At 71.1% G+C, this 20,535-nt stretch carries 19 protein-coding genes; 9 read left to right on the top strand and 10 right to left on the bottom strand.

Going from position 1 to position 20,535, the window contains the following annotated elements; all coding sequences use genetic code 11:
• Positions 1-29: 29 nt before the first annotated feature.
• Together oxyR and H4F98_RS03255 are read left to right on the top strand one after the other, a co-directional pair.
• Positions 30-965: a DNA-binding transcriptional regulator OxyR gene (oxyR, locus tag H4F98_RS03260; RefSeq protein ID WP_182685242.1), complete on the top strand. Its 936-nt coding sequence runs from the start codon at positions 30-32 to the stop codon at positions 963-965.
• Positions 966-1,184: 219 nt separating this feature from the next.
• Positions 1,185-1,853 carry a hypothetical protein gene (locus tag H4F98_RS03255; protein WP_182685241.1) on the top strand — a complete coding sequence of 223 codons (669 nt, stop codon included), beginning with the start codon at positions 1,185-1,187 and terminating at the stop codon, positions 1,851-1,853.
• Positions 1,854-2,256: 403 nt separating this feature from the next.
• Here H4F98_RS03255 and H4F98_RS03250 read toward each other — a convergent pair whose 3' ends face one another.
• Both H4F98_RS03250 and H4F98_RS03245 read right to left on the bottom strand, forming a co-directional pair.
• Entirely contained in the window at positions 2,257-4,311 is a 2,055-nt protein-coding gene (locus H4F98_RS03250; RefSeq protein WP_182685240.1) for a M13 family metallopeptidase, read from the bottom strand.
• Between the two features lie 118 nt (positions 4,312-4,429).
• Entirely contained in the window at positions 4,430-5,533 is a 1,104-nt protein-coding gene (locus H4F98_RS03245) for an NADH:flavin oxidoreductase/NADH oxidase (protein WP_182685239.1), read from the bottom strand.
• 217 nt (positions 5,534-5,750) lie between these two features.
• On the opposite strand from H4F98_RS03245, the gene H4F98_RS03240 reads away from it, so the two are divergent.
• On the top strand, positions 5,751-6,140 hold the full coding sequence (locus H4F98_RS03240; RefSeq protein ID WP_182685238.1) for a BlaI/MecI/CopY family transcriptional regulator: 390 nt from the start codon (positions 5,751-5,753) through the stop codon (positions 6,138-6,140).
• On the top strand, positions 6,133-8,097 hold the full coding sequence (locus tag H4F98_RS03235) for a M56 family metallopeptidase (protein ID WP_182685237.1): 1,965 nt from the start codon (positions 6,133-6,135) through the stop codon (positions 8,095-8,097). Before H4F98_RS03240 ends, H4F98_RS03235 begins: the two co-directional genes overlap by 8 nt.
• Before the next feature lie 51 nt (positions 8,098-8,148).
• On the opposite strand, the gene H4F98_RS03230 is transcribed toward H4F98_RS03235, so the two are convergent.
• The 3 genes from H4F98_RS03230 to H4F98_RS03220 all read right to left on the bottom strand — a co-directional run bounded on the left by H4F98_RS03230 (position 8,149) and on the right by H4F98_RS03220 (position 10,988).
• On the bottom strand, positions 8,149-9,600 hold the full coding sequence (locus H4F98_RS03230) for a M20/M25/M40 family metallo-hydrolase (protein ID WP_182685236.1): 1,452 nt from the start codon (positions 9,598-9,600) through the stop codon (positions 8,149-8,151).
• Between the two features lie 90 nt (positions 9,601-9,690).
• Positions 9,691-10,356 carry a ChrR family anti-sigma-E factor gene (locus H4F98_RS03225; protein WP_182685235.1) on the bottom strand — a complete coding sequence of 222 codons (666 nt, stop codon included), beginning with the start codon at positions 10,354-10,356 and terminating at the stop codon, positions 9,691-9,693.
• The gene (locus tag H4F98_RS03220; protein WP_425487564.1) at positions 10,353-10,988 is read right to left on the bottom strand and encodes a sigma-70 family RNA polymerase sigma factor; all 636 of its coding nucleotides are present in this window, start codon (positions 10,986-10,988) and stop codon (positions 10,353-10,355) included. Before H4F98_RS03220 ends, H4F98_RS03225 begins: the two co-directional genes overlap by 4 nt.
• Positions 10,989-11,275: 287 nt before the next feature.
• On the opposite strand from H4F98_RS03220, the gene H4F98_RS03215 reads away from it, so the two are divergent.
• The 3 genes from H4F98_RS03215 (at position 11,276) to H4F98_RS03205 (ending at position 13,446) form a co-directional block, all read left to right on the top strand.
• Positions 11,276-11,818 carry a fasciclin domain-containing protein gene (locus H4F98_RS03215; RefSeq protein WP_182685233.1) on the top strand — a complete coding sequence of 181 codons (543 nt, stop codon included), beginning with the start codon at positions 11,276-11,278 and terminating at the stop codon, positions 11,816-11,818.
• Positions 11,819-11,973: 155 nt separating this feature from the next.
• Positions 11,974-12,762, top strand: a complete 789-nt coding sequence (locus tag H4F98_RS03210; RefSeq protein WP_182685232.1) for a hypothetical protein — start codon at positions 11,974-11,976, stop codon at positions 12,760-12,762.
• Positions 12,763-13,065: 303 nt separating this feature from the next.
• Positions 13,066-13,446: a BON domain-containing protein gene (locus H4F98_RS03205; protein ID WP_182685231.1), complete on the top strand. Its 381-nt coding sequence runs from the start codon at positions 13,066-13,068 to the stop codon at positions 13,444-13,446.
• Positions 13,447-13,617: 171 nt separating this feature from the next.
• On the opposite strand, the gene H4F98_RS03200 is transcribed toward H4F98_RS03205, so the two are convergent.
• The 5 genes from H4F98_RS03200 to H4F98_RS03180 form a co-directional block, all read right to left on the bottom strand.
• Complete coding sequence (locus H4F98_RS03200; protein ID WP_182685230.1) at positions 13,618-15,774, bottom strand: NHL repeat-containing protein; 2,157 nt, start codon at positions 15,772-15,774, stop codon at positions 13,618-13,620.
• Positions 15,775-15,907: 133 nt separating this feature from the next.
• Positions 15,908-16,681, bottom strand: coding sequence for an MliC family protein (locus tag H4F98_RS16785; protein ID WP_182685229.1), 774 nt, complete (start codon positions 16,679-16,681; stop codon positions 15,908-15,910).
• Between the two features lie 83 nt (positions 16,682-16,764).
• Positions 16,765-17,415, bottom strand: a complete 651-nt coding sequence (gene msrA, locus H4F98_RS03190; RefSeq protein ID WP_182685228.1) for a peptide-methionine (S)-S-oxide reductase MsrA — start codon at positions 17,413-17,415, stop codon at positions 16,765-16,767.
• Positions 17,416-17,471: 56 nt separating this feature from the next.
• On the bottom strand, positions 17,472-17,999 hold the full coding sequence (locus tag H4F98_RS03185) for an adenine phosphoribosyltransferase (protein WP_343064717.1): 528 nt from the start codon (positions 17,997-17,999) through the stop codon (positions 17,472-17,474).
• Between the two features lie 11 nt (positions 18,000-18,010).
• Positions 18,011-18,283, bottom strand: coding sequence for a putative signal transducing protein (locus H4F98_RS03180; RefSeq protein WP_182685227.1), 273 nt, complete (start codon positions 18,281-18,283; stop codon positions 18,011-18,013).
• Positions 18,284-18,408: 125 nt separating this feature from the next.
• On the opposite strand from H4F98_RS03180, the gene H4F98_RS03175 reads away from it, so the two are divergent.
• Positions 18,409-20,172, top strand: a complete 1,764-nt coding sequence (locus H4F98_RS03175; protein WP_182685226.1) for a glutamine--tRNA ligase/YqeY domain fusion protein — start codon at positions 18,409-18,411, stop codon at positions 20,170-20,172.
• A gap of 94 nt (positions 20,173-20,266) precedes the next feature.
• Positions 20,267-20,535 (top strand): hypothetical protein (locus H4F98_RS03170; protein WP_220479075.1); only part of this gene is annotated, 269 nt, incomplete at its 3' end.

Genomic DNA, 20,535 nt, shown 5'->3' with positions numbered 1-20,535 from the left:
CGGCACGCGAGCGCCGGCGGGACGCCGGCATGAACCTGCGCGACCTCAAGTACCTGGTGGCCCTCGCCGAGCACAAGCACTTCGGCCGCGCCGCCGAGGCCAGCTTCGTCAGCCAGCCGACGCTGTCGACGCAGATCCGCAAGCTCGAGGACGAACTCGGCGTGGCCCTGGTCGAACGGGCGCCGCGACGGGTGATGCTCACGCCGGTCGGCCATGACATCGCCGAGCGCGCGCGCCGCGTGATCGCCGAGGTCGACCAGATGGCCGAGATCGCCCGGCGCAGCCAGGACCCCGAGGCCGGCACGGTGCGCCTGGGCATGTTCCCCACGCTGGGGCCGTACCTGCTGCCGCACGTGGTGCCCGGGCTGCGCGAGCGGTTTCCCCGCCTGGAACTGTTGCTGGTCGAGGAGAAGACCGACCAGATCCTCGCGCGCCTGCGCGACGGCCGCCTCGACGCCGGCCTGCTCGCCCTGCCGATCCACGACGAGCAGTTGCACGTCGAACCCCTCTTCGAAGAGCCCTTCATGCTGGCCGTGCCGCGCCAGCACCCGATGGCCGCGCGCGACCACCTGCGCCTGGACGACCTCGACGACCAGCACCTGTTGCTGCTCGAGGAAGGCCACTGCCTGCGCGACCAGGCGCTCGACGTCTGCCGCATGTCCGGCGCCGACGAACGCGATGGCTTCCGCGCCACCAGCCTGGAGACGCTGCGGCAGATGGTCGCGTCGGGCGTGGGCATCACGCTGCTGCCGATGCTCGCGGTGCAGCCGCCGATCCCGCCCTCGCCGGGCATCCACCTGCTCAGCTTCGACGGCCAGCCTCCGCACCGCCGGATCGCGATGGTGTGGCGCAAGAGCTCGGCGATGGACGCCTTCCTGCGCAAGCTCGCGCACGAATTCGCGCAACTGCCGGCCGAACTGCTGCACGCCCCCGGCAGCGGCGACGCACCGCCCTCGCCCCTCTGATCGCCCGGCGAGACCCGGCTCGATCCGCCCCGCCCGGGTCGGCGCGCAGGTCCTTGGACGCGTGCGATCGTCCAGCCGGTGAACCCGGGCGACCCGTTCAATCCGCTCGACCCGCGAACGAAGCGAACGGCGAAGACGGGGGCCACGTCCAACACCAACGGCACGATCCATCCTCGCTCGCGGCCACTAGGATGAAGGTCCATCTCGAGAGGCAAGCCCATGACCGAACACGACTCGCGCGACTCCCGATTGACCCGCCTTGACCGCGATGTTCGAGGTCTCAAGGTCTACGCCGCGCTGGTGACGGTCGCGCTGGCAGTCATCGTCACCACCGGCGCACGGTCGCCCTTGTCCCTGGACGAGGACGGAGAACTGAACGTCGAGCGCATCAACATCGTCGACCCGTCGGGTGTCACGCGCCTGGTGATTTCCAATGCCGAACGCTTCCCGTTGCCGCGACTCGGCGGAAAGGAGTACCCGCGGGCGGTGCAGCCCGCCGGGATGGTGTTCTACGACGCCAAGGGCAGCGAACTGGGTGGCCTGGCCATTACCGATGCAAGCATGGGCAAGATATCCGCGCTCGCGTTCGACTATCCGAACTACGACGCCGTGGGCCTGGTCACGCGGGTCGCCGCCGACGGCAGCAGCGCGACCGCGGGCCTCCAGATCAACTCCCGCCCCCCTGCCGATCTCGACGTGATCGGGGCCAGCAAGGTCGTCCAACGCCGGATCGCGATCCTGAACCAGGACGAGGATGCCGAGATCCTGCTGGCCGACCCCGAAGGTCGCGAGCGCATTCGCCTGAGCGTCGATCGCGAGGGCGACGCGCGCATCGAAGTCCTCGATGCGGAGGGCAACGTGACCTTCCGGGCACCCGACGCGGGCTAGGCGTGATCCGTCGACAGGTCGTTCACGGCCGTAGGGTGGGTAGAGCCGAAGGCGAAACCCACCGTCGCGTAATTGCACGCACGACGCGCGATGGGTTTTGCTTCGCGCTACCCATCCTGCGGTGCTGCCCTGCCCCGGCCTCGTAGGGTGGGTAGAGCCAAAGGCGAAACCCACCGTCGCGAAATTGCACGCACGACGAGTGATGGGTTTTGCTTCGCGCTACCCCTCCTACGGTGCTGACGGGTGGCCGCCCCAGCGTGTCGCGTTGGGCATCCACAGGCCGCCCGGGGCAGCCGGGCGCCATTCTCCCGTCGGTGGGGAGAAGAACCAGAAAAAAAGGCGCCCGCGTGAGCGGGCGCCGGTCGGCCAATGCCTGGCCGGGGCCAGGGGTCGCGCGAAAGGTTTACCAGATGCGCACGCGCTGCTCGGGCGGCAGGTACATCGCGTCGCCGGGCTTGACGTCGAAGGCCTCGTACCAGGGATCGAAGTTCCGCACCGGCCCGTTGGCGCGGTACATCACCGGGGAATGCGGGTTGGTCTTGATCAGGTTGACCAGCGCCTCCTCGCGGTACTTGCCGCGCCAGATCTGGCCGAACGACAGGAAGAAGCGCTGGTCCCCGGTGAGGCCGTCGATGACCGGGGCCGGCTTGCCGTCCAGGCTCATGTGGTAGGCGGTGTAGGCCATCGAGATGCCGCCCAGGTCGCCCAGGTTCTCGCCCATGGTCAGCGCGCCGTTGACGCACTGCCCTTCCAGCGGGCAGAACGCGTCGTATTGCTTGCCCAGCGCCGAGGTGCGCGCCTCGAAGTGCTCGCGGTCGGCGTCGGTCCACCAGTTGCGCTGGATGCCGGCGTAGTCGGACTTGCTGCCCTGGTCGTCGAATCCGTGGCCCATCTCGTGGCCGATCACCGCGCCGATTCCGCCGTAATTGACCGCGGGGTCGGCGTTGAGGTCGAAGAACGGCGCCTGCAGGATCGCCGCCGGGAACACGATCTCGTTGAAGGTGGAGTTGTAGTAGGCGTTGACCGTCTGCGGGGTCATGAACCATTCGTCGCGGTCGGTCCGGGTGCCGATGCGGCGGTTGCTGTCCTCGCGGTTGAACGCGCGCATCGCGACGACGTTGGCCATCAGGTCGTCGGGCACGATCGACACGCTGCCGTAGTCGGTCCACTTGGAGGGATAGCCGATCTTCGGGTTGAAGGTTTCCAGCTTGCGGTAGGCCTCGGCCTTGGTCGCCTCGCTCATCCAGTCGATCTGGCCGATGTTCTGGCGCAGCGCGGCGCGGAGGTTGGCGACCAGGTCGTCCATTGCGGCCTTCGCCTCGGGCGTGAAGTAGCGCGCGACGTAGAGCTTGCCGAGCGCGTCGCCCAGCCCGTCCTTCGCGCCGACCAGGGCCAGCGCGCGCTTCCAGTCCTCGCGCTGGGCCTTGGCCCCGCCGAGCACCTTGCCATTGAAGTCGAAGGACGCCTCGTCGATCTCCGTGCTCAGGAACGGCGCGTTGCCGTCCACCGCGTGGAAGGTCAGGTAGTCGCGCCAGACCGGCAACGGCGTGGCGGCGATGACGTCGAGCACCGGCTTGACCGCGCTGGGCGTGACGACGTTGACGCGGTCCAGCGAGGCCATGCCCTGCGCGCGCGCGAGCGCGGCCCAGTCGAAGCCGGGGTACTGGCGCGACAGGTCGGCGAAGGCCACCACGTTGTAGGTCTTGTCGCGGTCGCGCTTGTCGGCGCGCTCCCACTGCGGTTTCGCCAGCGCGGTTTCCAGGGCCATGACCGCCTCGGCGCGCGCGCGCGCATCGGCGACGCCGGCCAGGCCGAGCATGCGCTCGATGTGGTCGACGTAGGCGTCGCGGATGCCGGCGAAGCGCGCGTCCTGGTTGAGGTAGTAGTCCTTGTCGGGCAGGCCCAGGCCGCCGACGCCGAGCGACACCAGGTACTGGTCGGGGTCCTTGCGGTCCAGCCCCAGGCCCAGGCCGACCGGCGCCGTGGTGCCGTCCAGGTCGACATGACCGAAGGCCGCGACGAGGTCCGCGCTCGAGTCGATCGCGGCGATGCGGTCGAGCACCGGCGCCAGCGGCGCGATGCCGGCGGCGTCGCGCGCGGCGCGGTCCATGAAGCTCAGGTAGTAGTCGTGCAGCTTGCGGGCGTCGCTGCCCGCCGCGAGGTCGTCGCGCTTGGCCAGCTCGTCCATGATCGCGCGCACCTGCGCCTCGGAGCGGTCGCGCAGCTCGTTGAACGAGCCGTACGAGACCTCGTAGTCCTTCAGCTCGTAGGTGTCCAGCCAGTGGCCGCTGACATGGCGGTTGAAGTCGTCGCCGGGCTTCACGCCCAGGTCGCGCGCGCTCAGGTCGACGCCGAAGTCGCCCAGCAGGGGCTTGCCGGCGGAGTCCGCCGCGGCGGGAAAGGACGCGGCCAGGCCGAGCGCCACGGCCATGCCGAGGCTGAGGGTGGAAAGTTTCATGCACGATTCCAGCAGGATGAAGAGCGGCAAGGCTATCGGCCCGGGGCCGCGCCGTCCCGTGTCGATGGTTTGGACGAACCGTTCAGGTTCGTCCCCGTGGGCCCGCTTCCGGGAACGCTCAGACCGCGAACAGGTCCGGGTGCCGGCGCGGCTGGCAGCGCAGGTACTGCGGCGGGGCCTTCACCGCGGCCCCCAGGTGCGCCGCCGCGTGCCACGGCCATCGCGGGTCGTAGAGGATGCCGCGGGCCAGCGCGACCAGGTCGGCGTCGCCGGTGGCGACGATCGCCTCGGCATGGTCGTAGTCGGTGATCAGCCCGACCGCGACCACCGGCACGCCGACGGCCGCTTTCACCGCGCGCGCCAGCGGCACCTGGTAGCCGGGGCCGACCGGGATCGCCTGCCCGGGATGCAGGCCACCGCTGGAGACGTGGATGCCGGCGCAACCGCGCGCTTCGAGCTCGCGCGAGAAGACCAGGGTCTGGGCCAGGTCCCAGCCTCCCACCACCCAGTCGGTCCCCGAGAGGCGGACGGTGACCGGGCGCTCCGCCGGAAACGCGGCACGCACGGCATCGAAGACCTCGAGCGGGAAACGCATGCGATTCTCCAGGCTGCCGCCCCATTCGTCGTCGCGCCGGTTGGACAGCGGCGACAGGAACTGGTGCAGCAGGTAGCCGTGGGCGGCGTGGATCTGCACCGCCTCGATGCCCAGGCGCGCCGCGCGACGCGCAGCGTCGACGAAGCCGTCGCGGATGGCGACCATGCCCGCGCGATCGAGCGCGCGCGGCGCCTGCTCGCCGGCCTGGAACGGCACGGCCGAGGGCGCCTCGGTCTGCCAGCCGTCCGGATCGCCGGGCGGCAGTTGCCCGCCGCCCTCCCAGGGGCGCCGGGTCGAGGCCTTGCGGCCGGCATGGGCCAGCTGGATCGAGATCGGCATGTCAGAGCATTGGCGCACGACGGCGAGCGTCGCGGCCATCGCCGCTTCGGTCGCGTCGTCGTACAGGCCCACATCGGCATGGGTGATACGTCCCTCCGGCACGACCGCGCTGGCTTCCAGGGTGAGCAGCGCCGCGCCCGAGAGCGCGAGTTGGCCCAGGTGGACGCGATGCCAGTCGGTCATGCAACCGTCGACGGCGGAGTACTGGCACATCGGCGCGATGACGATGCGGTTGGACAGCGGAAGGCCGCCGACGTCGAGCGGCTGGAACAATTGGGGAGCGGGCATGGGGGGGTCTCGGGAAAAAGGAACGCCGCGCCGATGCGCAGGCGGCGTCGAGGATCGTACCGGGGACCATGTCGCCTCGACGTGCGGACGGCACGGGCACGTCATTCGATGCAAGCCGGCGACGACACCCCTGCCATCAGTCATAGACCACATGGTCTAGACAAGATTGTCTAGCAAGCGTAGGGTGACATCCATCATCGGAATCCAGGCTGCCGCAATGTCCCGACCGCCCCGACCGCCCAAGCCCACGCCCGCCGAACTGGGCCTGCTGCGCACGCTCTGGCGCCTGGGGCCGGGCACCGTCAAGCAGGTCCACGAGCTGATGCAGCGCGAGCGCCCCGAGCTGACCTACGCCACCGTGCTTCGACTCATGCAGGTCATGCATGGCAAGGGGCTGCTCACGCGCGACGAAAGCCAGCGCTCGCACGTCTATGCCGCCGCACAGGCGCAGGGCTCGCTGCAGACGCGGCTGCTCGACGACCTGATCCACAAGGCCTTTTCCGGCTCCGGCAAGGACCTCGTGCTGGCGGCGCTGCGTGGCGGCCGCGTCAGCGACGAGGAACGCGCGGAGATCCAGCGCTTCCTGGAGGACACCCGCGATGACTGAGCTCGCCACCACCCTGGTGCCTGCCATCGCTGGCACCCTGTTCGCCTTCCTGTGGCAGGGGGCGGTCGTCGGCGTACTGGCCTGGCTCGCACTGGGCCTGTTGCGCCATGCGCGACCGCAGGCGCGCTACGCCGTGGCGTGCCTGGCCCTGCTGGCCTGTGTCGTGCTGCCCGCCTCGCACCTGCTGCGCGCGCTGTCGGCACCGGTCGACGGGACGCCGCCCCCTGGAACGGGCATGGCGGACGCGGCGGGCGCGCGCTTCTTCAGCTTCCAGCCCGACAGCCCGGGCGCGCTGGATCCCGCCTTCCGGCCGGACGCCTGGCCCGACCTCCCGCCCGACAGCCTGCCCTGGATCGTCGCCCTGTGGGCCGCGGGGGCCGGACTGCTCGCGATCCGCATGGGCCTGGGCCTGCGCTGGGTCCACCGCCTGCATGCCGGCTCCCTGGCCGCCGGCGACGATGGATGGCAGTGCCGCCTCGACGCCATGGCCCGCGCGCTGGGCATCCGCCGTCCCGTGGCCTGGCGCGTGCTCGCCGACGGCGACTCGCCACTGTCGGTGGGCTGGTGGCGGCCGGTCGTGATGGTCCCCGCCGCGCTCGTGCTGCGCATGCCCACGCCCCTGCTGGAAGCGCTGGTGGCGCATGAACTGGCCCACGTGCGTCGCCACGACTACCTGGTGAACCTGTTGCAGGGCGTGGTCGAGATACTGCTGTTCTACCACCCGGTCACCTGGTGGCTGTCGCGCCGCATCCGGCTGGAGCGCGAGCAGGTCGCCGACGACCTCGCCGCCACGCTGATCGGCGAGCCGCGCCGCCTCGCCGTCGCCCTGTCGGAACTCGACCGCTACGCCGTTCCCGTCCCCAACCCCGCGCTCGCCGCGCATGGAGGTCAGCTCATGTCCCGCATACAGCAACTCGTCCGTCCGCCGCGCAGCGCCCTGCGCGGCGTGGTCGCCCTGCCCCTGGTCGCCATGGCCATCGCCGGCCTGGCCATCGCCCATGCCGCCTCGACGCCGACGCCCGCGCCGGTCGCACCGGCCCAGCCCGCCCCGGCGACCCCGGCGCAGGCGCCCGTGGTGCCGGCCGCACCAGCCGGCCGCCCATCGAGCGCCGCCCCACCCGCGCCCCCGGCACGCGCAACGCCTCCCCAGGCCGCGCCGGAAGCGCCGGCACGGTCGACTTCCTCGAGCCTGACCACCACCCACTACGTCACCGGGGACCGCGGTGCCGAGGGGTATGCGCTCGTCCGGAGCGACCACGACGCGATCACCCTGGTCGGCGACATGCAGACGCGCGATGCCGTGCAACGGGCGCGCGAATCGATCCAGGGCGACTTCATCTGGCTCGACCGCGAGGGCAAGAGCTACGTCGTCACCGATCCGGCCACGCTCGCCAAGGCGCGGGCTGCGTGGGCGCCGCTGGACACCCTGGACGCCCGCATGCAAGCGCTCGATGCGCGGATGCGACCGCATGGCGAACGGATGGAGGCCCTGGGCGCACGGATGGAGGCGCTTTCGGAAGCCGACCATCACGACCAGGCGCTGGAAGCCGCCGGTCGCCGCATGCAGGCACTCGGTGAACGGCAAGGCGCCATGGGCGCGCGCCAGGCCGCGATGGCGGATCGCATCTCCACCGGCGACGCCCAGGCGCGCGAGCAGGCGCGTCGCGAGATGGAAGTGCTGGCGAAGGAGCAGGCCGAGCTCGCGCGTCGCATGGAGGTCGAGCAGCGCGCGATGGAGGCGCACTCCGCGCGCATGGAGGCACGCATGGCGCCCATGGAAGCCCTGGGCCGCCAGATGGAGGACGCCGGCAAGCCGATGGAAGCGATCGGCAAGGACATGGAAGCGGTCGGCAAACAGATCGAGCTCGCCGCGGTCCGCGCCGACGCGCAGGTCAGGCGACTGATCGACGAGGCGTTCGCCGCCGGTCTGGCCAGGCCCGCGCCGGCTCGTCGCTGACGCAGGCCATGTTCGCGGCGGGGCGGCCCTGGCGCGCCTCGCCGCGGTTCCTCATGGCGCGGGGGTGGCCGCCTGACCACCCGGGGCCCAGCCCGAATCGGCATAGCGACGCACGAGCGCGTACAGGAAACGGCGCCCATCCAGCAGCGACTGCACGCGAATGCGCTCGTCCAGGCCATGCGCATGGCTGCCTTCGGCGTCGTGGAACATGCCCGAGACACCGTAGGTGGGAATGCCCGCGGCGTTGAGGAAGCGGCCGTCGGTCCCGCCGGTGGTCATCGTCGGCACGATCGCGACGCCCGGCCAGATCCCCTCGGCCACCTCGCGCACCGGCGCCAGCATCCCCGCGTCCAGCGGCGGCGGCACGGTCGACTGCCCGATCTCGCCGACCGGTTCGATGCCGATGGACGGGTCGTCGAGCACCCGGGCCAGCGTCGCCTGCACGGTGTCCACCGGCACGCCCGGCAGGATCCGGCAATTGACGTTGGCGGTGACCTTCTGCGGCTGTGCGTTCGGCGCGTGGCCGCCTTCGACCATGCTCGGGATGCAGGTCGTGCGCAGCATGCCGTTCCAGCCGGGGTTGACGTCCCAAAGCCGCAAGGCCGCGGCCTCGTCGGCCGGATCGGCGAGCACGGCGCGGATGTCGGCGGCCACCTCCGGCGAGGCCTGCCCCGCCTGGGCTTCGAAGTAGGCCCGCACCGCGGGGTTGACCGCGATGGGGAAACGATACGCGCCCAGTCGCACCAGCGCCGCGCTCATCTGGACGATGGCGTTTTCCTTCTTGGGACGCGAGCTGTGGCCGCCGCTGTTGGCCAGGCCGAGGCGGAAGTCCTGGTACACCTTCTCGCCCGCCTGCACTTGCAACGCCACCGGCTTGCCGTCCGCGTCGAGCTCGCCGCCGGCCCCTTCGTTGATCACGAAGGCCGCGTCGAGGACGTCCGGGCGCGTCTGCAGCAGCCAGCGCACGCTGTTGAAGGTGTCGGGGGTTTCCTCGCCACAGGTGAGCGCGAGCTTGATGCCGCGTCGCGGCACGTAGCCCTCCTGGCGATATCGGACCAGGCTGTCGGTCAGGGCCGCGGCCATCGCCTTGTCGTCGGCGGCGCCGCGCGCGTAGAAGAAACCGTCTTCCTCGACCAGCGTGAACGGATCACGCGCCCAGTCCTCGCGCCTGGCCTCGACCACGTCGATGTGGGCCAGCAGCATGAGCGGCTTCAGGCGCGCGTCGCTGCCGCGCAACAAGGCCACCAGCGCGCCGTCGCGGGGACGATCGGGCGGTGCGATCACCTCGACGTCGGACGCGGGCAGGCCGGCCTCCCGCAGCCGCGCGCCCATGGCCTCGGCGGCGCGCGTGCAGCTGCCCGACGACAGGGTGGTGTTGGTTTCGACCAGTTCGCGGTACAGCGCGCGGAATTCTGCTTCCCCCGGGTCGCCCGAGGCCCGGGCGCCCGCCGACGCGACGCCCAGCACGACCACCCCCAAGCCCTTCAAGAACGCATGCCGCATGGTCCGCCTCCCGAGATGATGTATCCCGATGGTACGACCTTGGCGGCGGGCGCGCGTCGCAGACGCCACGACGCGCCGGGGGCGCGACGCTCAGAGGCCGAACAGCGGCTGCAGCGTACGCGCGATCCAGCCCCGGAACCGCAACGGCGCGTCGGTGGCGGCCACGCAGATGCAGGGCACGCCCGGCGCGGTGACCGGCTGGTGTTCGACGTCGCAGTCCAGGTCGGCGACGTCGCCGGCGCCGAAGTGGCCCAGGGCATCGTCGTAGGCACCGCGCAGGATCATCGTCAATTCGTTGCCGCCGTGGCTGTGCATGGGAATGCTGCGCCCGGCCGACGTGCGCAGCAGCATCAGGTGGCTGTCGTCGACGTCGCGCGAGCGGATGTGGTGGACGCCCGGCCCGATCATGCGCCAGCGCAGGGTGCTGTAGCGCTCGCCGAAGTAGGGCCTGAGCGCGGCCGGCAAAAGGTCCTCGTCGGCGCGTCCGCGAACCGGCGCCGGCGACGCGGGGCGATCGAGCTGCACCGGGTCGGCGTCCAGCCGCGCCATCAGCGCTTCCCGCGCCCCGCTCGCAAGCGGGGCGCCTTCCTGCTGGCGAAGCAACTGCCCGCCGATCCGGTCGGCGCTTCCCAGTTGCGCCCGGCAATGCGCGCACACTTCCAGGTGGGCGGCGACGACCACGGAGAATGCGTCCGGGAGCGCACCGGCGGAGAAGCCGAGCAGGGTGGCGGCGTCGAGGTGGTGGTGGGGATTCATAGGGGCGGCCTCAGTGCGTCCTTGAGCTTCTCGAACGAGCGACGCAGGTTGGATTTGACGGTACCCAGGGGCATCCCCAGCTCACTGGCGATCTCGCTGTGGCTCTTGGATTCCAGGTAGGACATGCGCAGCAACCGTGCCTGCGCGGCCGGCAGCCGGTCGATCGCGTCGCCGAGCCCGGCATGGTCGGCCACGGCGTCCGGCCCTTCGTCGTCCCGGTCGCCTTCCTGGCGCTCCAGGTACTCCAGGCCGTCGTCCACCGGCAGCCAGTGCGGCTGCCGGCGCAGGTGGTCGATGTGCAGGTTGCGCGCGATGCGGAACAACCAGGTCGAGAAATGGGCGCGCGCTGGATCGAACAGGCGCGCGCGACGCCAGACCTTGAGCATGACGTCCTGGACCAGCTCTTCCGCCTGCGCGGGGGCGACCCCGAGGCCGAGCATGTAGCGCTGCAGGCGCGGCGCGAAGTGGTCGTGGATGCGCAGGAAGCACTCGCGGTCCTGCTGCTGCGCCACGCGCGCGATCTGCCCGGCCCAATAGCCGGCGTCGTCGGGTCTGGACTGGCGCGATCGATTCAAGCGTCTGGCCGGCCCGAAGGCCGCCACCCTTCCGGTGTCGAGGTCAGCGGCCATCATAGGGGTGCCGGACGACGCTGGCGCGTGCAGCGGTCAAGTCCCGTGGATGCACGCAGCAAAGCGCGAAGGCGGCTCGTCGGGCGTCTGGTCTGGAAGGGCATGGCGGCATCTCGCGATATGGCCTGGGGGGTTGTACGCATGCCTTGGCCGATCGGATGCCTCCGCTCGTCGACTGCCGGACGGCGTGGCGCTTCCGACGATCGCCCTGCATCCGATCCGCCACGCGTCGCGTACAGGCTGCCGCTGCGCCGAGCAGCCATCCCCCAACGCACCGAGGAGCGACTTCGATGAAACACACGCGATTCATCCTTGCAGTCTCGCTTGCCCTGCTGGCCCCGACCGCCTTCGCCGGCACCCCCATGGCGTCCGCGGCGTCCACCCGGCCCGCCACCGATATCGTCGGTGGCGCCATGGCCTCGCCCGACCACGGCACCCTGGTCGCTGCGGTCAAGGCCGCGGGCCTCGTGGACACCCTCAAGGGCAAGGGCCCGTTCACCGTGTTCGCGCCCACCAACGCCGCGTTCGACGCGCTGCCCGACGGCACGGTCGAGACGCTGCTTGAACCGGCCAACAAGGCCAAGCTGGCATCCGTGCTGACCTACCACGTGGTGGCGGGCAACGTCGACGCCGCGACCCTGGTGGAGCAGATCGAAGCCGGCGGCGGCAGCGCCACCTTGACCACCGTGCAGGGCGAACCCCTGACCGCGCGCCTGCAGGGCGACGGCGTTGCCCTCACCGATGCCCAGGGCAACAGCGCACGGGTCACGGCCACCGACCTGCGGCAGTCCAATGGCGTCATCCACGTGATCGACACGGTTCTGATGCCCTGACCTCGCTCCTGGGCAGGGCATCCCCGGAGGCGCACTCCCCGCCTCCGGGTTCTTCAACGGGCGGCTCCGCGCCTCGTCGTGGTGCTTCCTCTCCGCGGAGTCGCCCCCCTTTTCCCGTCTCCCCCTTTCCCGTTCCCAAGGAAGAAGGTGATCCGATGAAGACACGGCTTCTCATCCCGGCGCTGGCGATTGCCGCCGCGCCCGTCCTCCCCGCAGCAGCCGGCCCCGAGGCCGGCCGCTTTTCGTTCTCGTTGACCGGCGGCGTGGAGGCGCCGGTCAGTGGCGACGTGCATGACGGTGCCACCGCCGTGGTGCCCGATCTCGGCCCCCTGAACCCGGCGCTCTCCGGCGTCGACGCCGAGTTGCGGATCGGTGCCCGCGGCCACGACCGCATCTACGACATGGCGACCTCGTTGGGGCTCGAAATGAGCTACGGCCTCAGCGACCGCGCCGAGGTGTTCGGGCAGATCCGCCAGGCGCGCGCCGACGAAGGCCGGGTGCAGGTCGGCGGCGCCTACGTGCCCGCACTGGCCACGGAACTGCCGGTCTATGGCACGTTCTCCGACTACCGCGCGCTGAGCATCGAGTTCGGCTACCGCCACTACTTCATGGCCGCGGGCGCCGCGCGTCCCTACCTCGCGGCGCGGCTGGGCGCCACCCAGACCGACGCCATCGATGCCACCTTCGAGATCCCCGCCGCCGCGATCACCATTCCCGATGCGGCGTTCTACGACAAGGGCTGGGCGGTCAGCGGCGGTCTCGACGTCGGCGTCACGATCCCGGTCAACGACCGTTTCAGCATCACCGCCGAAACCGGGGTGCGCTACGTGGGCGACCTGTCCGACGACGACAGCGCCATCGGCGGACTGGGCCTGGCGTCGATCAACGACACCGGCAGTCGCGTCTCGGTGCCGGTGAGCGTTTCTGCGCGCTGGGACTTCTGACCTGCGCGCCGAAGATCCGGCCTCCCGCGAGGCCGGATCGTTCCCCGTCCGCGGCCTGAACACCGTCGGCCGGGCTTGTGATCGTTCAGCCGCGCTTGGGCCAGAACTGTGACGCGTTGTCGCGATACACGCGGATTTCGCGTGTTTCGAACGCGTGGCGAACACCTTGCGCACGCATCGTTAACACCACGATATCCCGTCGTTCACCGCCGCCTGCGTAGCGTCGGCACTGGAGTTTCCGCACGGCGCATCCCCCGACGTCGTCCGCGCGGAGGCCATCCCACAGACGACGAGGAGTTCACCATGCGCATCAATACCAAGCGGATCTCGAATATCGGCGCCAGCGCCCTGATGGGCGCCATGCTGCTGGTCGGCACCGGCTACGCGGTCGCCAACCCTGCCGCGCAGCAGACCGAGCCGGAGGAGACCGTCAACGACGCCGAGTCGACCCAGCCGATGGGCGATACCTGGATCACCACGAAGGTGAAGAGCCAGCTGCTGGCCGACGACCTCACCAAGGGCACCGAGATCGACGTCGACACGCTCAACGGCGTGGTCCACATGTCGGGCGCGCTGGGCAGCCAGGCCGAGATCGACAAGGCCATCGAGATCGCCCGCAGCACCGAGGGCGTGACCGATGTCGACACCAGCGACCTCACCGTGTCGAACGCCGACTCCAAGTAAGCAGTACGCCGCCCACGCGGCGGCGCGTCATCGACACAGTGGGCGGCCTGGAAGCCGGCACCCGAAGGCCCTGCCCCGGCAGGGCCTTCGTCCTGTCCAGGCTCAGCCAGCCCACGGACACCCGGCTCAGGGGCATCCGGCCCACGGACACCCGGCCCAGGGTCATCCCGCTCAGGGCATCGCCGCCCCATGCAAGCGCGGCAGTATCCGCACCGGCAGGTCGCGTCCGGCCTGGGCCTCGTTGCCGCTGTAGTCGCGCGCATGCACGCGCAGCAGGTAGTCGCCCGGCGCCATCTCGTCCGGGCGCCAGGCGCCTCTCGCGATGCGTCCGTCGCGGACGGTGTTGGCCAATGCATAGCGGAAGCGCGTCACCGCGCTGCCGTGCACGGTGATGCCGCTCCCGGGTGCATAGGCCACGAGGACCGCATCGTCCTGCGGTGGCATGCGGTTGAACTCGATGTTGAAGCGCGGTGCGTCGAAGCCCGGCAGTGGCCGGCCGGCGGCATCCAACCACTGGTAACCCACCGCGTACAGGCCCAGCCGGCGACGCGGCAGGTTGTCGTCGACCTGGTCCCAGGCCTCGACCACGATCTGCAGGTCGCCGGCGCCCGGTGCGACCTCCACCCGGCCGTCGACGCGCGCCAGCGCCCGGCCCGACGCGTCGACGATTTCAACCGCGTCGATGTGCGGCGGCACCTGGTCGGCGAAGTCGACGAAGCCCAGCGCGATCGCGTTGCGTTCGTAGCCGCTGTTGCCGGCCACCAGGTGCACGTGGGCCATGCGGTTGATCGTGCCGAGCATGTCGCCGGCGCGGAATCGCTCGCCGCGGCGCACGCGCAGGCGGGCAGGCGTACCGTCGTCGCCCGCCACGAGCTGGAAACGCTCCGGATCGAGCAGGTCGCCGCGCGGCGTGCGGCCGACCCGCATGTGGATGTACTGCACGGTGTCGAGCGCGAAGCCCTCGCCCAGGCGATCCAGGCCCCAGGTCGCCAGCGGCAGGTTGACCTTGGCGTCGGCGATGGCGAGGACCGGCTGGCCGACGTCGCCGCGGATGTCCAGGCCGCCGTGGAGATGGTCGCGGCTTTCGCCCTGGTAATTGCCGCGGACCTCGCCGAGCGTGCCCACGACCTCGTGCCAGCCCAGCTGCGGGCGCAGCGGCCAGCGACCGCCGGTGGCCGGCAGCGGATCGCCGGGCGAAGGCCCCAGTTCCGGGAAGCCCGCGCCTTCATCGCGTGCCGGATCGTGAACGGCAGGCGCCCGTGCGCGACCGGAGGCGCGTGCGGCCTGGACCAGGCGATGCACCCGGTACGCGCCCGCGTCGCTCACGAAGACGCCGCCGCGGCGGTCCACCGCGATGCCGGCGGGCCGCGAGAAGCGTGCGTCCGGGCGTTCGTCGCTCTCCAGGACGCGCCAGCGGCCGTCGCGGCCCACCTGCAGGACCCGGCTGGGCCAGATGCCGGCCACGTGGAGCACGCCGTCGTGGCTCCGGGCCAGGCCAATGGGCACGCTGGGCACGTCGGTCATCGGCGTCGAAACGCGACCGCGGCCATCCATGTGGCGGATGGCACCGTTGCCGCTGTCGGCGATCCACAGTTCGCCGCGGGCTCCGGCCACGAGATCGGTCGGCGTATCGAAGCGGGCCACGGCGCCGGGGCCGTCGACGGCGCCGGTGCGGCCATCGCCGGCCAGGGTGGAGACGCGACCGTCGGGCTGGATCATCCGGATCCGATCGTTGTAGGTGTCGGCCACGTACACGCGCCCGCTGGCGTCGACCGCCACGCCCATCGGCGCATCGAACTGCGCCTGGGCGCCCGGTCCGTCGCGATACCCACGACGGCCGTTGCCGGCGAGCGTGCTGACCGTGCCGTCGGGTCCCAGCTTGCGGATCGCATGGTTGCCGGTATCGGCGACGTACAGGTTGCCGGCCAGGTCCAGCGCCAGCCCGGAGGGCGTATCGAAGGCCGCCAGGCCGCCGGGGCCGTCAAGGAAGCCCTCGCGCCCGCCCGCCAGCGTCGCCACGGTGCCGTCCGGGGCGATGCGGCGGATGCGGTTGCCCTCGCCGCCGTCGGCCACGAACAGATGGCCGTCCCGCGACAGGGCCAGGCCCCAGGGATCGGCGAAGCGGGCACGACGCCCCTCGCCGTCGAGCGTGCCGCGCACGCCCTCGCCCGCCAGCAGGCGCACCCGCGACGGGCCGCCGATGGGGGTGGCGGGCGGTCCTGCGTCCTCGAAGCGGGGCAGGGGTGCCGGTGGATCGAACAGGAAGGTGGCCGCGAGGGCCGCAAAGGTCGTGGCGACGACCAGCCAGAGCCACGTGCTGCGGGTCATGCGATGGAAGATCCTCGGCCGGGACGCGACGACGGCCGCGATGACGCCTGATTCTATCCACGCATGCGCGTGCCGGGCGAACGCCCCGCGCGCGGTCGACCGGCGCCGGATGCCCCGGCCCCGGCGCGCACCCTCACTGGGCCACGCGGCAGCTCAGGCGGGTGCCATGGAAGTCGACGGTCGCTTCGCCCTGGTGCTCCCGGAACTCCACGCCCTCGCGCCCGTAGCGGCTGCCACTGGCGGCTGGCTGGGCGATGGCGATGGCCTGGTCGTTGCCCAGCGTCAGCACCGCGGCACGGGGTTCGATGTCGTTGTAGAAGGTCGCCGTGAAAGGCTGCCGATTGTCGTCGCAGACGAACTCGACGGGCGTGGGCACCATCACCTCGCCACCCTCGATCTGCAGTTCGACCAGGCGGGTCTGGTAGGCCTCGCGCACGCAGCGCTGCGTGTCCTCGGCCTTGCCGCACTCGTCGCGACCCTTGACCCAGCCGCGCTGCATGGCCTGGAGGCGATCGTGTTCCGCGCCGGAAGTCGCCGCCAGCCGACGGCCATAGACGGCCTCGAGTTCGCGATCCAGCGCGGCCAGCGCGGGATCCGAGCACACCATCGTCTCGCTCGAACTGCTGGCGCGGCTGCAGTCGAAGGAGGGACCGCTCGCGGGATCGACGTCAGAGGGGGACATGATCGAGGGCGGCGCCAGGTCGGCATCGCTCGTGCCTTCAGGCGCCCCCATGTCGTCGGCATCCGTGCCCGCCTCCGCCCCCGTCACCGCGTCGGTCATGCCCGCTGCCGTCGGCGCGGCATCCGCGGTGGCGCGCTCGTCGTCGCCCGCGGCGGTCTGGGGTTGGCAGGCGGACAAGGCCATGGCGGCCAGTGCGAGCAGAAGCGGGGGGGCAAGGTGCTTCACGGGGGACCTCCTGGAACGGGAACGGGACGCAAAGCGTCCGGCCCCCGGCGTGATGGCGGGGAAAAGGCCGGGCGCTTGCGTATTCAGGCCCCCACGCCGACAGGACAGCTGACACCGGTGCCGCCCAGGCCGCAATAACCGCCCGGATGCTTGGACAAGTACTGCTGGTGTTCGTCTTCGGCGTAGTAGAAACGGGGTGCGGGATACACGATTTCGGTGGTGATCGCGCCCAGCCCCGCATCGTCCAGGCGCGCCTGGAATGCCTCGCGACTGGCCAGCGCCGCCTCGTACTGGGCTTCGCCCGTACAGTGGATGACGGAACGGTACTGGGTGCCCACGTCGTTGCCCTGGCGCATGCCCTGGGTCGGGTCGTGGCCCTCCCAGAACGCCTTGAGCAACACGCCGATGCCGACCCTGGCCGGGTCGTAGACCACCCGGACCGCCTCCGTGTGCCCGGTCTGCCCGCTGCAGACCTCGCGGTAGGTCGGGTTCGGCGTCTGCCCGCCGGCATAGCCCACCGCCGTGGTGACCACCCCGGGGATGGACCAGAACATCCGCTCCGCACCCCAGAAGCAGCCCATGCCGAACTGCAGCCAGGCCAGGCCCTCGAAGTCGTCGCGAAGCGGCCGCCCGTGCACGTGGTGGGCATTGTGCAGCGGCAGGGGCTGGTCGCGACCCGGCAGCGCATCGCCGGGTGCGGGCAGGCGTTGTTTGTAGGCACCGATGCCGAGCATGGATCCTTCTCCATCGTTGTGGACGGGGCGACGGTCGCCGACCGCCGCGGGTTCGTTCAGTAGCGCAGGACAGCGTGCAGCGGCGTGTCGCACGGCCACCGCGTGCGCCCGGCGAGGGATTCGATCTCGATGACGACCGCCGCACCGGCGATGCCGGCGCCCAGGCGCTCGACCAGCCGGCACGCCGCGGCAAGGGTACCGCCGGTCGCCAGCACGTCGTCGACCAGCAACACGCGGCGGTGTCCCTGCAGCGCGCCCGCCGCGGCCTGCAGCCGGTCGGCGCCGTACTCGAGCGCGTATTCGACCTCCACCACGGGCGGCGGCAGCTTGCCCGGCTTGCGCAGCGGCACGAAACCGGCCTCGAGCCGTCGCGCGAGGGCGGCGCCGAAGATGAAACCCCGTGCTTCGATCCCGCAGACCACGTCGATCCCGGCCGCGCTCCAGGGCGCGGCCAGCGCCTCGATGCATGCATCGAACGCGCGAGGATCGGCAAGCAGCGGCGTCAGGTCGCGGAACAGCACCCCTGGCGACGGGAAGTCCGGGACGTCCCTGACCCTGTCGCGCAAGGCCTGGAAAGGGGGCACCGCGTCCACGCTCAGGCCGGGACCCAGTCCGCCCCGTCCAGGGGCGAGGCATCCGCGGCGGGCGCCTCAGCGGCCTCGGCGATGGGCAGCGCGGCGACGATCTCGCTGGCCTCTGGCCAGGCGCTGTCGGGCACGCATACCGCGATCACCCCGAACAGGGGCAACTCGCCCATGCCGCCGACGAGGTTTTCCCCGCGCAGGAACACGGGGATCTCCCTGTCTTCCAGGGCGTGCTTGACCAGGTGGGCATCGATCAGGTTGGCGGCTTCATAGACGACCTTCATCGTCACACCTTATGCGCGGGGGGCTGAATCGAGCATACGCCGGTCGTCAAGCACGGGGCGTCAACGCCGCCCATGGCGGCGTAACCGGCTAAACTGGGCGATCCACCCACGCCTGTGCCCCACGCATGTCCGCCACGCCCGATCGTCCCGCCACCGCCAGCCCCGCCACCGACCCGGCGCCCCAGAAGCAGGACTTCATCCGCCAGATCGTCCGCGACGACCTCGCGAGCGGCAAGCATGCGGCGATCAAGACCCGATTCCCGCCCGAGCCCAATGGCTACCTGCACATTGGCCACGCCAAGGCGATCTGCCTGGACTTCGGGATCGCCGCCGAGTTCGGCGGCGCGTGCAACCTGCGCCTGGACGACACCAATCCCGCGAAGGAAGACCCCGAGTACGTGCGCGCCATCCAGGAGGACGTGCGCTGGCTGGGCTTCGATTGGCATTCGCTGCGCCACTCCTCGGACTACTTCGAGGTGTACTACCTTGCGGCGGAAAAGCTCATCGCGCAGGGGGACGCCTTCGTTTGCGACCTCAGCGCGGAGCAGGTGCGCGAGTACCGCGGCACGCTCACCGAGCCGGGACGAGACTCGCCCTGGCGCGACCGCGGCGTCGAGGAGAACCTCGACCTGTTCAGGCGCATGCGAGCGGGCGAGTTCGCCGACGGCACGCGCACGCTGCGCGCGAAGATCGACATGGCCAGCGGCAACATGAACCTGCGCGACCCCGCGCTGTACCGCATCAAGAAGGTCGCGCACCAGAACACCGGCGACGCCTGGCCGATCTACCCGATGTACGACTACGCGCACTCGCTGGGCGACGCCATCGAGGGCATCACCCACTCGCTGTGCACGCTGGAGTTCGAGGACCACCGCCCGCTCTACAACTGGTGCGTGGAGAAGGTCGACCTGGCCGGCTCGCCGGAACTGCTGCGGCCGCTGGTCGACGCCGGGCTGCCGATGGAAGCCAGCGCGCCCCGGCAGATCGAGTTCTCGCGCGCGAACCTCAACTACACGGTGATGAGCAAGCGCAAGCTGATGGCGCTGGTCCAGGCCGGCCTGGTCGACGGCTGGGACGACCCGCGCATGCCGACCCTGCAGGGCATCCGCCGCCGCGGCTACACGCCGGCGTCGCTGCGCCTGTTCGCCGAGCGGCTGGGCATCAGCAAGCAGAATTCGGTCATCGACTACTCGGTGCTGGAAGGCTGCCTGCGCGAAGACCTGGACGCGGCCGCGCCGCGCCGCATGGCGGTCATCGAGCCGCTCAAGCTGGTGCTGACCAACCTGCCCGAGGGGCACGAGGAATCGCTGGCCTTCCCCAACCACCCCAAGGACGAAGGCTTCGGCGAGCGCCAGGTGCCGTTCTCCAACCGGCTGTGGATCGAGCGCGAGGATTTCGCCGAGGTCCCGCCCAAGGGCTTCAAGCGCCTGGTCGCCGGCGGCGAGGTCCGCCTGCGCGGCGCGGGCATCGTGAAGTGCGATGAGGTCGTCAAGGACGCGAACGGCCACATCGTCGAACTGCGCGGCAGCCTCGATCCGGAATCGCGACCGGGCATGGAGGGCGCCAACCGCAAGATCAAGGGCACCATCCACTGGGTCAGCGCCGTCCACGCCATCGCGGCCGAGGTGCGCCTGTACGACCGCCTGTTCGACGTCGCCGACCCCGACGACGATACCGACGGCAAGACCTACCAGGACCACATCAACCCGGACTCGCGCCGTGTGGTCACCGGCTACGTGGAGCCCGCGGCCGCATCGGCGGCGCCCGAGCAGGCATTCCAGTTCGAGCGCATCGGCTACTTCAGCGCGGACCGCAAGGACCATGCGCCCGGCGCGCCGGTATTCAACCGCGCCGTGACACTGCGCGACACCTGGGCCAACAAGGGCTGAACACAAGGAAGACGTCGTGCGGGGGGCTGTCGTACCCTGCACGCACGGGCTCGCCCGGCGGCACGCCGGGCACCGGAACCGCAGGGAGCTTGCCATGCTTGATGCATCCACAGCGCGCACCGCGCGCCGCCTCGACCCGACCTGGCACGCCCGGCCCTGGGTCGCGCTCTTCGCTGCCCTGATCCTCTCCCTGGGCGCCTGCGCCGCGCCGTCCGGCGAGACCGCGATCGCGAACACCCCCCCGGCCGACGCACCGGCCGGGCCCGCGCCCGCCCAGGCCCCGCCGGCCACCGCACCGGAGGCCCCCACCCCGCCGCCGCTCGAGGCGCAAGCGCCCCCGCCGGACGCCACGGCGCCGGCGCC

The organism is Marilutibacter spongiae (assembly GCF_014145325.1).
Taxonomy (GTDB): Bacteria; Pseudomonadota; Gammaproteobacteria; order Xanthomonadales; family Xanthomonadaceae; genus Marilutibacter; species Marilutibacter spongiae.
The sequence above is the reverse complement of the archived record's forward strand: the minus strand, read 5'-3'. Positions and strand labels throughout refer to the sequence as shown.

Bases quoted from the DNA above. Each gene is read 5' to 3' on its own strand.
- oxyR (WP_182685242.1), top strand. From the start codon at position 30: ATGAACCTGCGCGACCTCAAGTACCTGGTGGCCCTCGCCGAGCACAAG.
- H4F98_RS03255 (WP_182685241.1), top strand. From the start codon at position 1,185: ATGACCGAACACGACTCGCGCGACTCCCGATTGACCCGCCTTGACCGC.
- H4F98_RS03250 (WP_182685240.1), bottom strand. From the start codon at position 4,311: ATGAAACTTTCCACCCTCAGCCTCGGCATGGCCGTGGCGCTCGGCCTG.
- H4F98_RS03245 (WP_182685239.1), bottom strand. From the start codon at position 5,533: ATGCCCGCTCCCCAATTGTTCCAGCCGCTCGACGTCGGCGGCCTTCCG.
- H4F98_RS03240 (WP_182685238.1), top strand. From the start codon at position 5,751: ATGTCCCGACCGCCCCGACCGCCCAAGCCCACGCCCGCCGAACTGGGC.
- H4F98_RS03235 (WP_182685237.1), top strand. From the start codon at position 6,133: ATGACTGAGCTCGCCACCACCCTGGTGCCTGCCATCGCTGGCACCCTG.
- H4F98_RS03230 (WP_182685236.1), bottom strand. From the start codon at position 9,600: ATGCGGCATGCGTTCTTGAAGGGCTTGGGGGTGGTCGTGCTGGGCGTC.
- H4F98_RS03225 (WP_182685235.1), bottom strand. From the start codon at position 10,356: ATGAATCCCCACCACCACCTCGACGCCGCCACCCTGCTCGGCTTCTCC.
- H4F98_RS03220 (WP_425487564.1), bottom strand. From the start codon at position 10,988: ATGATGGCCGCTGACCTCGACACCGGAAGGGTGGCGGCCTTCGGGCCG.
- H4F98_RS03215 (WP_182685233.1), top strand. From the start codon at position 11,276: ATGAAACACACGCGATTCATCCTTGCAGTCTCGCTTGCCCTGCTGGCC.
- H4F98_RS03210 (WP_182685232.1), top strand. From the start codon at position 11,974: ATGAAGACACGGCTTCTCATCCCGGCGCTGGCGATTGCCGCCGCGCCC.
- H4F98_RS03205 (WP_182685231.1), top strand. From the start codon at position 13,066: ATGCGCATCAATACCAAGCGGATCTCGAATATCGGCGCCAGCGCCCTG.
- H4F98_RS03200 (WP_182685230.1), bottom strand. From the start codon at position 15,774: ATGACCCGCAGCACGTGGCTCTGGCTGGTCGTCGCCACGACCTTTGCG.
- msrA (WP_182685228.1), bottom strand. From the start codon at position 17,415: ATGCTCGGCATCGGTGCCTACAAACAACGCCTGCCCGCACCCGGCGAT.
- H4F98_RS03180 (WP_182685227.1), bottom strand. From the start codon at position 18,283: ATGAAGGTCGTCTATGAAGCCGCCAACCTGATCGATGCCCACCTGGTC.
- H4F98_RS03175 (WP_182685226.1), top strand. From the start codon at position 18,409: ATGTCCGCCACGCCCGATCGTCCCGCCACCGCCAGCCCCGCCACCGAC.